Below are 12,016 nucleotides of genomic sequence, written 5' to 3' on the forward strand. Positions count from 1 at the left end.
ATTATGTCAAGCGTAAAAAATTTAAAGAAAGATATTAATTACACTTTAGGTGATATTATTGAAGAGTGTTACGTATGGGAATTGTTAAATCCTAAAGATGATTCTAAAAAATCTGAAGCGATTATTGATGAAGCTATTGCAACTTTCGATGAATTATTATCTAAAGTGCATGCTAAAAATGTTGAGAACAAAAAAGCACATTTTAAATCAATTAGTGCTGAGCTAGAAAGTAAAGCAACTGCATTAGTAGAAAAAGTAAATTCTTTATAATTTACTTATTTTAAAACAATTAGAGACGATTTCTTAACGAAGTCGTTTTTTTTTGTCATAAATTTAACATACAACTTAATGTTTATTTTTGTAATTTACATTCGCAAACAAATACTAATTAATCCCCAAAAAAAAGAATAATATGGCAAGAGCTATGTTTGAGTACACCAAAACTGTACTCAAAAAAGTAAGTTTTAATGTAGAGTTGTTCTGTAAAGAATTAGCAAAAGCATTAGATAGATTACTACCTTACGAAATAGAAGAACTAACCATTTGGTTAAAAGAATTTACTGCTAATAAACCTGAACTTTATGTTTGTATGGCATTAGTAAAAAACTAAATAAAAAAGGAAGCTTTAAGCTTCCTTTTTTATTTTCTAAAACCTCTTTTTTCTCGAAGCCTGCTCATTAATTTTTTATTAAATTCATGTTCAGAAATTTCTAATAAGAGAATTTTTTTAGGAGATAAAAATTTGAATAAATTTTCTTGAAAAGCTATTCTGTTTTCATGTTGTGCTTCTTGTAAATTGTATATTTTTTTAATGATGTTTTTAGCTTCATCATTGCTTAAATTATCAATACCATCAGATTCTTTAATCTTATTTTTTACTTCTTTCTTTTCTAAAAGAAAAAGCTCTTTTCTTTTTTTATCATAGTTATTATATAAGGGCCAAAATTTTTCAGCCTCTTTAGAAGTTAAATTTAATCGTTCTGTTAAATAAGCGACTTTATAAGCACGTATTTTTTCTCTTCCTTTTCCTAACTGTGCATTTGCAGTTATACTAAAAAGAGTTAAGGTTAATAATATGAGTATTGTTTTTTTCATTATTATTGAATTTCATTTAATAAAGTTGAGTTGTCTATAGAATTAAAATAATCTTCTATAACGTCATCATTTATAGTTACTACGGATAGTTCGCTTTCATCAAAATCTGAAACGTCATAAGCAAAAGCTAGTTCTGTATTGTTTGAATATCCTAACATACTATCGTACCAATTTTCTACATCAGTTGATGAAATATCATCAAAAGTTATTGAGTTATTTTGATTATTAAGAAAATAGAATCCTATAAATAAAACTATGGAAGCCGCAGCAGCTAAAGGAATAAATTTAAAAATTCTGTCTCGAAATGAAATTACTTTAGGTTCTTTTATAGAAACTTTTGCTAAAATTTCATTTTCTAAATTTGAAAAATAATCTTTAGGAATATCAAAAGTTGTTTTCTTTGGAAGTTGCTCTTCTGATAACTTCACAAGAAAATCATCTTCAATTCCGTTGAAATAATTTTTAGGAACAGAAAAACCTGATTTTCTCCCAGTCTTTTGGGTGATATAATTAACACTATTTTCTAATTCATTTTTCATTATTACTAAGACTAATTTTTTTGTAAAAGGTTTAAAATCAATTGTATTTTTTGATAAATTCTTCTACTTTTTTTACGGCATGATGATAAGATGCTTTTAAACCGCCCACAGAAGTTTCTAGAATTTCTGAAATTTCTTCATACTTCATTTCATCAAAATACTTCATATTAAAAACCAATTGTTGTTTCTGAGGAAGTGTTGCAATTGCTTTTTGTAAAATTAATTGAATCTCAGAACCCGAAAACCAATCATCACTTTCTAAATTAGAGCTCAATTGCTGCTGATAATCTGTAATATCAACTTTATTTTCTTTGGCTCTTTTATTGATAAAGGTAATAGCTTCATTGGTTGCTATTCTGTACATCCAAGAATATAATTTACTTTCAGCTTTAAAGTTATCAATGTTCTTAAATATTTTAATAAATGTATTTTGAAGCACATCATCTGTATCGTCGTGAGAAATCACAATCTTACGGATATGCCAATACAACCGCTCTTTGTATTGCGTTATTAAACTACGAAAAGCGATCTCTTTAGTTTGAGTGTCTTGTAGTTGTAACACGAGTGTAATTTCGTCAGTCAAATAATTAAATTTATTTGTTAGACTTTAAAAATAAGAAAAGGTTTAATGAATCTTTTAAAAAAATAAGAATGTTAAATAATTAAAGATTATTTTTTGGTTACTTTACGACGAGAGTAACCAAAAAGTCTTTTATCTTCAATCATTTTTGCGATACCAGTTGGCAACATTTCTTGCCAACCTTCTTCCCCGTTTTTAATCATTTTAAGAACTTTTCGAGAGAAAATATGTAAGTTATCTGCATCGAAATTGTCTATATTTATGAGTTTACCATTGTTTTTAAAGAATTTATACAATTCTTTCATTCTAGGGTGTACCTTTAAATTCTCAGAATCCATAAATTCACCAGTTTCTTCATCTTTATAAGGGTACATGTATACTTTTAAATCGCGGTAAAATAATTTTCCAAAGGCTTCTAAAATACCTCCACTTACATGACGGTAGTATTTTTCATCAAAAATTTGGATTAAGTTATACACACCCATGGCCAGCGCCATACGTTCTTTGGTAAACTCGCTAAAATATTCTACCAATTTAAAATATTCTTGGTAATTAGTAATCATTACATTCTGCCCTAAAGAACACAATAATTCTGCTCTGTCTAAGAAATCCCGTTCGTTAATTTCTCCTTCGGCACGTAAATTACTTAAGGTAATTTCAAAAATAATTTTAGTTTTTTCAGGATCTACTTTGTTTTCTTGGAAGAATAATTTTTTAGACTCCTCATACATGTCCATATTAACCTTTGTTACAGGTCTAAAACTTCCACGTAAAGCTAAAATATTTTTTTTGTATAAAACTTGTGCTGGTAATAAGTTATTTCCGTCAGGACCAAACATAACCGCGTTGGTCATTCCGTTTTTAACTAATTGTAAACTCATTAAACGATTATCAACATACATAAAACGAGGCCCAGAGAAATTAATCATATCAATTTCTAACTTGTCTTTATCGATATTATCATAAAAAGACTTTAATAATTCTTTAGGATTATCATTTAGATAATAAGCACCATAAATTAGGTTTACCCCTAAAACTCCCAATGTTTCTTGTTGCGCTCTCGCATCTGTTTCTTTAAAGCGTAAGTGTAAAACAATTTCATTGTAATCTTCTAACGGATCTAATTGAAATTTAAGCCCAATCCAACCATGACCTTTAAATTTTTTACTAAAATTAATGGTTGCAACAGTGTTTGCATAACTGAAAAACAACTTATCAGGATGTGTTTGACGTGTTAAACGCTCTTCAATCAACTCCATTTCGTGTTTTAACATCTTCTTTAAACGCTCTTCGGTTACATAACGATTGTCTGCTTCGATACCGTAAATAGCATCCGAAAAATCCTTGTCATAAGCACTCATGGCTTTTGCAATTGTTCCTGAAGCACCACCAGCTCTAAAAAAGTTTCTAACAGTTTCTTGACCTGCACCAATTTCGGCAAAAGTACCATAAATGTTAGCGTTTAAGTTGATACGCAACGCTTTGCTTTTAGTAGTAGGTACACTGCTAATTTTTTGATCCCCTTTTAAAGTGATTGCCATTTTTGTTGTTTTTGTTAATGCACTACAAATGTACTGAAAATAGCAAGTATCAGTCAATTTTTATCTTATTTTTGTGATAAGAATGGATATAAAAAAAGAATTAAAAATTACTTTTCTAGGTACTGGAACTTCTACTGGTGTACCAATGATTTCTAGCAAACATCCAGTAAGTTTATCTACAGATAAAAGAGATAAACGTTTGCGGTCATCGATTATGGTTTCTTACGGCGCTATAAATTATGTAGTTGATTGTGGACCTGATTTTCGTCAGCAAATGTTACGAGAAGATGTTCAGTCTTTAAAAGGTATACTATTTACGCATGAACATGCCGATCATATTGCTGGTTTAGATGATATTCGTCCATTTTGTTTTAAAATAGGAGCACTGCCAATTTATGTTGGAAAGCGTGTGCTTAAAGTATTGGAGAAGCGTTATGATTATGTTTTTGCAACGGAAAATCGTTATCCAACTGCTCCAAGTGTTGCGCCAACCATAATTTCTCATAAAGATTCTTTAGAGTTAGATGGAATTTCAATAACTCCGGTTGAATTGATGCACGGAAACTTACCGATTTTTGGATATCGTTTTAATAATGTAGCTTATTTAACAGATATAAAAACAATTTCTGAAGAGGAAAAAAGGAAGTTGCAAAACCTGGATGTTTTGATTGTAACCGGACTTAGAAAAAAACCACATCCAACACATTTTAATATTGAAGAAGCTCTGGCATTTATTAAAGAAATACAACCCCAAAGAACCTATTTAACTCACATAAGTGAGGTGTTAGGTTTTCATAAAGAGGTTGAAAAAGAACTTCCTGAGAATGTATTTTTAGCGTACGATGGTTTGGTGGTTGAAAGTTATTAAGTTATAATTCTTAATGATAATATTTATTTTCTATTATTTCTCTCTTCTAAAATTCTTTTTAATTCTAGAGTTCCACATGATAATTTAGTTTTACCTGCGTGTTTAGATAAAGATACCTTAATCTCGTTCAAATTTTTAGTTTTTTCACCTGAATTAAACTTGATTTTTTTATCAATTTGATTAATAAAGGAATCAATATTATTTGTTAAATCATTTTTTTGAATAAAATAAAGTTCATTGATTATTAATTGTGTAACAATTCTCTTTTCCTCTGAAGTAATATCTGAATATTTTTCTAAGAAATAATCAGGTTTTGAGTTAATAAAATGAATTAATTTTTTTCCTGTAACATCTTGTAACTCGCCATTAGGTCTATCAAAAATTATTTCAGGAACTTTTTCATTATACCTTGTTAAGATAACTCTAAATACTTCGAAGTAGAAGTTTAGACTATCTTTATTATTAGGTAAAGACTGGTTAATAAAATCTATAGTTCGATTGTCAATAGATGGGTAAATTTTACCATCTAAAATAACTTGACCAAAATCTTGCATTTGGTTATTGTCTTTTTGAAAAGTTTCATGAGGTGTACTTTTATTTTCTTTTTTTAGATTACAAGAAACTAATAGATTGAATAGTACAATTAATAGTAATATTAATTTTTTCATATGATTTTAACTTAAATCCAACAACCTTTTAGCTGAGTTAAATGGCGTCGTTTTACTGCTTTCTAAATTTTTAATTTCTTGTTGAAGGACTTCTTTAACTTTTGGATTATCGTAAAAACGTGTTTTTAGTTGTTGTTCGATGGTAGAAAATAACCAATGCTTATTTTGATCGTTTCGTTTTTTATTAAAATACCCACTTTCTTTTGCCAGATCAATATACTTCATAATCATTTCATGAACCTCTTCAATCCCGATGTTATTCAACGCACTTGCGGTCATAACTTTTGGTTGCCAACCACTTTCTTTTGGCGGATATAAATGTAGTGCTCGCGCAAATTCTACTTTCGCAATTTTAGCCTTTTTAATATTCTCACCATCTGCTTTGTTAATGACAATCGCATCTGCCATTTCAATAATTCCACGTTTAATACCCTGTAATTCATCACCAGCACCAAATAGTTTCAGTAGCAAGAAAAAATCAACCATAGAATGTACCGCGGTTTCACTTTGACCAACACCAACGGTTTCAATAATAATAGTATCAAAACCAGCGGCTTCACAAAGTATAATACTCTCACGTGTTTTTTGAGCAACACCACCTAAAGAAGTGCCTGAGGGAGAAGGGCGAATGAATGCATTTTTATCGGTTACTAGTTCTTCCATTCGAGTTTTATCACCTAAAATACTTCCTTTGTTTACAGAGCTGCTTGGATCTACCGCTAAAACAGCAACTTTTTTCCCTTGGCTAGTTAAGTACCTTCCAAAAGCTTCAATAAATGTACTTTTACCTACACCAGGAACTCCAGTGATTCCAATTCTTACAGAATTATTAGTATAAGGTAAACAACGTTCTAAAATTTCATTCGCTTTTTGCTGATGTTTTTCATTAGTGCTTTCTACTAGAGTGATAGCTCTACTTAAAAAAGTAATATCGCCAACTAAAATCTTTTCAACAAATTCATCAGTAGAAGGATGTTTTCTTCTATTTATTTTTATTTTCTGAGCAGATTCTTTGCTGGTCGTTTCAGGCTGTGAAACGCCATCTTTTTCATGTAAAGCGGATGTTTTTTTTATAGTCATCAGTTATAAAAACGAAATATTAAGTAAATTTAGAAATAAAAAATCATCCAAGATGCAACACAGATGAAAATGTCTCGTCTATAAGGTAAGAAATAGTTAATGAAGTCAACCAAACAACTACATCATAAACTCATTAAAGAATGTGTAAAGAATAATGCAAAAGCACAAATGCAATTGTATAATTTGTATTGTAGCGCTATGTTTTTAGTCGCAAAAAGATATGTAAAGGACGAGTTTTTAGCGGAAGATGTTATGCAAGATGCTTTTATCAAAGCATTTAAGAATATAGCGAGTTATAAAGGAGAAGTGAGTTTTGGATCATGGTTAAAGCGAATTGTAATTAACCAAAGTATAGATGAGTTAAAAAAGAAAAAGTTATCGTTAATTTCTTTAAATGAAGAAGTTGTAAATGTTGCTGAAGAAGGTGAAGAGGATAACTGGAAAGTCGGAAATGAGGTGTCTGCAAACGTTGTTATGAAAGTAATTGAAACATTAAAAGAAAAGTATAAAGTTGTTTTAACCTTGTATTTGTTAGAAGGATATGATCATCAGGAGATTTCTCAAATTGTAGGGATTACAGAAGTAACTTCAAGAACTAATTTGTTAAGAGGAAAAAAAATATTAAAAGAACAGTTAAAATCTATATGTTATGCCGAAAGATATTAGAGATATAGTAAAAGGTTATGAAGATAAGAATGCACAACTTTCTTCAAATCATCAGTTAAAATTTCAACAGAAATTAAATACTGAATTTAAACCAAAAAAATCATCATTTTCATGGTTGTATATAGCGGCTTCAATTGTTGTTTTGATTGGATTAGGAATTACGTTTTATCCAAAAAAAAACATTGGGGTTTCGGTTGATGATGAGCTTAAAACAATAAAACTAGGTAACGTATCGCCAGAATTAAAGACGATAGAGGCATATTATACGAATTCGATTAATTATGAAATAAGTCAGTTGCCATTTACAGACGAAAATAAAGAACTCATAGAAGGTTATCTTTTAAAAATAGGGGAGTTAACCAAGGAATATAAAACATTAACCGAAGAGCTCAACAAGGAGGTTAATGATGAAACGATCGATGCATTAATCAACAATTTACAATTGCGTTTACAATTACTAAAACGCTTAAAAGATCAGTTAAACAGTATTAAAAATTCAAAACAAAATGAAAACACAATCGTTTAAAATAGTCGCTTTCTTATTGCTTTTGTCGGTAAATGTTTTTGCACAAAAAGTTGATAAAAGGTTAACAGAAAATTTTAATGTTAATAAAGATGTTGATGTTAGAATCGATGCTACGAATTCAGAAATTAATGTAACGACCTGGAATAAAAACGAAGTTTTTGTCGAGGCAATTATTGAAGTGGAAGGGATTGAAAAAGAAGCTGCAGAAAAGTATTTAAAGAATTGGAATTTTGAAGCTTTAGGAAATAAAAAAAGTGTTCAAATAACCTCAAACTCAAACAGATTTCAAGGATTCGGAAAGAATGATTTTGTCGTTTTTAATGATGATAATTTTGTAATCCCAGAGTTACCAGAGATGCCAGAATTACCAGAGATGCCAGAAATACCCGAATTACCTGAGATTGATTTTGAACACCACTTTAGTGGCATAGAGTTTAAAGGTTTAGAAAATCTAGAATTTGATTTTGATAAGTTTGAAAAAGATGGAGGTAATTACTTTTTTAGATGGAAGGATAGTGCGAATGATATAACTATTAAGTCGAAAAAGGATTGGGAAAAGTTCAAAAAATCAAAAGAGTACAAGAAGTTTTCTGAAGAAATGAAAATCAACAGAGAAAAAATGAAAAAAGAAATAGAAAAAGCTCGAAAAGAAATTAAATCTATAGACAGAGAAAAAATACGTGAGGAGCTTAGAAAAGCAAGAATTGAATACAAAAAAATAGACAGGGAAAAAATTATAAAAGAAATCGATAAAGCAAGAAAAGAGCTAAAAAGTATGAGATATAGCGACTATGTTAATTCAAGAGATAATGATATTGTAATTAACGGTAAAAAAGTAAAAATTAAAAAGATAATTAACGTAAAAGTACCTAAAAATGCTACATTCGATTTAAACACACGTCACTGTAAGGTAAAGTTACCGAAAACTACTGCCTCAGGAAAAGTAAATTATGGAACCTTTAACGCCGATGAACTTAGTGGGGGAGATTTAAAAATTTACTTTGCTCCAGTAGATATTAATACAGTAAACACATGTACTTTGTTTTTAAATAATGTAACCGATGCGCATATAGCATCGGTTACCAATACTAAGTTAAATGCTAATTCATCGGGATTAAAAATTAATGAGGTGTATCAAAATGTAGACATGATAAATAAATTTGGAGATTTAACCATTTTAAAGTTGAACCCAAATTACAAAACATTTTCATTGTTGCTAAACTATTCGAATGCAGTTGTTAATTTATCTGGATTAAAGGATACGTTAGTTTTTGATGTTAATGAGCATATGAAAAAACAAAAAAATGGAAATTTAGAATTTAATGGTAATTTCCAAGTAAATACTGATAATAAAAATGTTAATATATCAGGAAAATACAGTCAGTTAACGGTACAAGAATAGCCTTAAAAAAGAATAAAAACTTCACTCACAGTAGTTCAACTTATTTGTAAAATCCATTTCTGTATTCTTTTTAAAGTGCCTATCTTTAGCATCTGTTAATAGTCACTTTTTCTATGGAATTATACAAAGAAAATCAACTTAAAATATACAATTCTTTATCAAAAAGTAAAGAAGTTTTCCAGCCAGTTTCTGAAGGTAGAGTAGGAATGTACGTTTGTGGCCCAACCGTGTATAGCAATGTACATCTAGGTAATGTTCGTACGTTTATGTCTTTTGATATGGTGTTCCGTTATTTATTGCACTTAGGATATAAAGTACGTTATGTACGTAATATTACGGATGCAGGTCATTTAGAAAATGATGCGGATGAAGGAGAAGATAGAATTGCGAAGAAAGCACGTTTAGAACAAATAGAACCGATGGAAGTTGTGCAACGCTACACGGTCGATTTTCATAACGTAACTAAAAAATATAATTTCTTACCACCAAGTATAGAACCAACTGCAACAGGCCATATTGTTGAGCAAATTGAAATGATTAAAGAAATCATGGAAAAAGGGCTAGCATATGAAGTAAATGGTTCGGTATATTTTGATGTTATTGAGTATAATAAGAATAATCATTACGGAATTTTATCAGGAAGAAATATAGAAGATGCAATCCATAACACACGTGTATTAGATGGACAGTCTGAAAAGAAAAATCCACAAGACTTTGCACTTTGGAAAAAAGCCGATGAACGTCATATTATGCGTTGGCCTTCACCTTGGAGTGATGGTTTTCCTGGTTGGCATTTAGAATGTTCGGTAATGAGCTCGAAATATTTAGGAGAACAGTTTGATATTCATGGAGGAGGGATGGATTTAAAATTTCCACATCACGAATGTGAAATTGCACAATCACATACATGTTCTGGTGTTCAGCCTGTTAATTATTGGATGCACGCTAATATGTTGTTGTTAAACGGTCAAAAAATGGCAAAATCGACAGGGAACTATGTATTGCCTGATGAAATTTTAACGGGAAACAATAAAGTTTTACCGAAAGCATTTAGTGCGGGTGTAGTTCGTTTCTTCAATATGCAAGCACATTATCGTAGTATTTTAGATTTTTCTGGAGAAGCATTGTTAGCTTCAGAAAAAGGATACCATCGTTTAATGGAAGCTATTGATTATTTAGAAGATATTATTCCTAATAAAGAATCTACTTTCGATGTGGCAGATTGGAAACAGAAATGTTACGATGCCATGAACGATGATTTTAATACACCAATTTTAATAGCACATTTGTTTGAAGCAGTAAAATTTATCAATTTGATTAAAGATGATAAAGCTACGGTTTCTTCAGGTGATTTAGAGTTGTTAAATTCAACAATAAACGCTTTCGTTTTTGATGTTTTAGGATTAACAAACGATGCAAAAGAACAAAATTCTGATAAGCTTGATGGCGTGGTTGAATTGTTAATTAAACTACGTAAAGAAGCACGTAATAATAAGGATTGGGCGTTGTCGGATCAAATTCGTGATGAACTGTTAGCACAAGGAATTCAACTTAAAGATGGTCGAGAAGGAACAACATATTCAGTAAATTAATTGAAGAAAATTTTAGCATACCCATTTATATTATTAGTTCGTTTTTACCAAACGGCAATTTCACCATTTACACCTGCAACGTGTAGATATACACCAACATGTTCATCATATACGATTGAAGCATTGCAAAAGCACGGTTTATTTTATGGTGGATGGTTAGCATTAAAAAGAATTTTTAGTTGTCATCCTTGGGGAGGAAGTGGTTACGATCCTGTTCCCGAGAAAAAAGAAAAATAAATTATTGTCATTACGAGGAGTAAATGACGAAGTAATCTACATATTCACTGAGAGATTGCTTCACTTTGTTCGTAATGATATAAAATTAAAATTAAGAATAAATGAGTTATTTATCTATTGTTTGGGATCCTTCCATTGGGATTGATTTAGGTTTTTTTACCATTCGTTGGTATAGTTTAATGTTTGTTATTGCATTTGTTTTAGGAATGTATTTAATGAAAAAAATTTATGCTAACGACGAAATTCCACAAGAGAAATTAGATCCCCTTTTTATGTACACGTTTGTTTCGATGCTTATCGGAATGCGTTTAGGAGATGTTTTCTTTTATAGTTGGGATTATTACCAAAATCATTTATTAGAAATAATTCTTCCTTTTAAAAAATTAGCAGATGGTTCTTGGAAGTTTACTGGATTTACTGGATTTGCAAGTCACGGAGCAGCAATTGCGATTCCAATTGCATTGTATTTTTATGCAAAAAAACATCTTAAAAAATCGTGGTTATTCATTTTAGATAGAATGGGGATTATGGTTGCCTTAGCAGGATTCTTTATTCGTTTTGGTAACTTTTTTAATTCTGAAATCTACGGGAAACCAACAGGAAGTAATTTCGGGGTTATTTTTAAAGCAGCAGGAGAAACGGTTCCTAGACATCCAACGCAATTATATGAAGGGTTAAGTTATTTAGCATTGTTTTTTGTATTATGGTATTTCTATTGGAAAACAGATAAAAAGAAACAAGAAGGTTTCTTATTTGGGATATTTATGGTAGTGCTTTGGTCACTTCGTTTTTTTATAGAGTTTTTAAAAGAAGCCCAAGTGGAAGGGAGAGAAGATTGGGTGTTGAATTCATTAAATACAGGTCAGATATTAAGTATTCCGTTAGTTTTAATAGGAGTTTGGTTAATGTTTCGAAAACAAAAGAATATAGAATAAATAAAAAAATCCGAAGCTAAAACTTCGGATTTTTTATGTTTTAACAGTCTTGTGTAAGAATAGTTCGGTTTTGTGATTGGCTGATTTTCCTCAGGAAAATTGGACAGAGAAAAACGGCACGATACTTTTATTAATGACTAAACTATTATTCTTTTTATACGTCTTAAGTTAGCAATTGTTTAAATTTAGAGATATAAATCAGAAAGAAAGAAGCGTAGAATAAGGTTATGATATACGTGGAAACCTAGATTTGGTCAACATTGATAATCCCTACGCTTTTACTACTT

General features: G+C 30.2%; 15 protein-coding genes. 9 read left to right on the forward strand and 6 right to left on the reverse strand.

Features of this window, described 5'->3' with window-relative positions; all coding sequences use genetic code 11:
- Positions 1-3 precede the first annotated feature (3 nt).
- A complete protein-coding gene (locus tag C7447_RS14410) occupies positions 4-270 on the forward strand; it encodes a hypothetical protein (RefSeq protein WP_148871224.1) in 267 nt (88 codons plus the stop codon).
- 142 nt (positions 271-412) lie between these two features.
- A complete protein-coding gene (locus C7447_RS14415; RefSeq protein ID WP_148871225.1) occupies positions 413-610 on the forward strand; it encodes a hypothetical protein in 198 nt (65 codons plus the stop codon).
- Positions 611-639: 29 nt separating this feature from the next.
- Here the strand turns inward: C7447_RS14415 and C7447_RS14420 are convergent, their stop codons facing one another.
- The 4 genes from C7447_RS14420 to C7447_RS14435 all read right to left on the reverse strand — a co-directional run bounded on the left by C7447_RS14420 (position 640) and on the right by C7447_RS14435 (position 3,755).
- Entirely contained in the window at positions 640-1,095 is a 456-nt protein-coding gene (locus C7447_RS14420) for a hypothetical protein (RefSeq protein ID WP_148871226.1), read from the reverse strand.
- 2 nt (positions 1,096-1,097) lie between these two features.
- Entirely contained in the window at positions 1,098-1,634 is a 537-nt protein-coding gene (locus tag C7447_RS14425; protein WP_148871227.1) for a hypothetical protein, read from the reverse strand.
- Between the two features lie 37 nt (positions 1,635-1,671).
- Positions 1,672-2,217 carry an RNA polymerase sigma factor gene (locus tag C7447_RS14430; protein WP_148871228.1) on the reverse strand — a complete coding sequence of 182 codons (546 nt, stop codon included), beginning with the start codon at positions 2,215-2,217 and terminating at the stop codon, positions 1,672-1,674.
- Between the two features lie 86 nt (positions 2,218-2,303).
- On the reverse strand, positions 2,304-3,755 hold the full coding sequence (locus C7447_RS14435) for a TonB-dependent receptor (RefSeq protein ID WP_148871229.1): 1,452 nt from the start codon (positions 3,753-3,755) through the stop codon (positions 2,304-2,306).
- Positions 3,756-3,837: 82 nt separating this feature from the next.
- On the opposite strand from C7447_RS14435, the gene C7447_RS14440 reads away from it, so the two are divergent.
- Positions 3,838-4,623, forward strand: coding sequence for an MBL fold metallo-hydrolase (locus C7447_RS14440; RefSeq protein ID WP_148871230.1), 786 nt, complete (start codon positions 3,838-3,840; stop codon positions 4,621-4,623).
- Positions 4,624-4,646: 23 nt separating this feature from the next.
- On the opposite strand, the gene C7447_RS14445 is transcribed toward C7447_RS14440, so the two are convergent.
- Both C7447_RS14445 and meaB read right to left on the reverse strand, forming a co-directional pair.
- A complete protein-coding gene (locus C7447_RS14445) occupies positions 4,647-5,291 on the reverse strand; it encodes a hypothetical protein (protein ID WP_148871231.1) in 645 nt (214 codons plus the stop codon).
- 6 nt (positions 5,292-5,297) lie between these two features.
- Positions 5,298-6,371: a methylmalonyl Co-A mutase-associated GTPase MeaB gene (gene meaB, locus C7447_RS14450; RefSeq protein WP_148871232.1), complete on the reverse strand. Its 1,074-nt coding sequence runs from the start codon at positions 6,369-6,371 to the stop codon at positions 5,298-5,300.
- A gap of 99 nt (positions 6,372-6,470) precedes the next feature.
- On the opposite strand from meaB, the gene C7447_RS14455 reads away from it, so the two are divergent.
- The 6 genes from C7447_RS14455 to lgt all read left to right on the forward strand — a co-directional run bounded on the left by C7447_RS14455 (position 6,471) and on the right by lgt (position 11,729).
- Positions 6,471-7,037 carry an RNA polymerase sigma factor gene (locus C7447_RS14455; RefSeq protein ID WP_148871233.1) on the forward strand — a complete coding sequence of 189 codons (567 nt, stop codon included), beginning with the start codon at positions 6,471-6,473 and terminating at the stop codon, positions 7,035-7,037.
- Positions 7,021-7,563 (forward strand): hypothetical protein, encoded by a 543-nt coding sequence (locus tag C7447_RS14460; RefSeq protein WP_148871234.1) that lies wholly within the window; start codon positions 7,021-7,023, stop codon positions 7,561-7,563. Before C7447_RS14455 ends, C7447_RS14460 begins: the two co-directional genes overlap by 17 nt.
- Positions 7,544-8,965, forward strand: coding sequence for a flagellar export protein FliJ (locus C7447_RS14465; RefSeq protein ID WP_148871235.1), 1,422 nt, complete (start codon positions 7,544-7,546; stop codon positions 8,963-8,965). Before C7447_RS14460 ends, C7447_RS14465 begins: the two co-directional genes overlap by 20 nt.
- Positions 8,966-9,078: 113 nt before the next feature.
- Positions 9,079-10,557 (forward strand): cysteine--tRNA ligase, encoded by a 1,479-nt coding sequence (gene cysS, locus C7447_RS14470; protein WP_148871236.1) that lies wholly within the window; start codon positions 9,079-9,081, stop codon positions 10,555-10,557.
- The gene (yidD, locus tag C7447_RS14475; protein ID WP_148871237.1) at positions 10,558-10,794 is read left to right on the forward strand and encodes a membrane protein insertion efficiency factor YidD; all 237 of its coding nucleotides are present in this window, start codon (positions 10,558-10,560) and stop codon (positions 10,792-10,794) included.
- A 101-nt stretch (positions 10,795-10,895) separates the two neighbouring features.
- Positions 10,896-11,729, forward strand: a complete 834-nt coding sequence (gene lgt / locus C7447_RS14480) for a prolipoprotein diacylglyceryl transferase (RefSeq protein WP_148871238.1) — start codon at positions 10,896-10,898, stop codon at positions 11,727-11,729.
- Positions 11,730-12,016 lie beyond the last annotated feature (287 nt).

The sequence above is a fragment of the Tenacibaculum adriaticum genome (assembly GCF_008124875.1).
In the GTDB taxonomy this organism is placed as follows: domain Bacteria; phylum Bacteroidota; class Bacteroidia; order Flavobacteriales; family Flavobacteriaceae; genus Polaribacter; species Polaribacter adriaticus.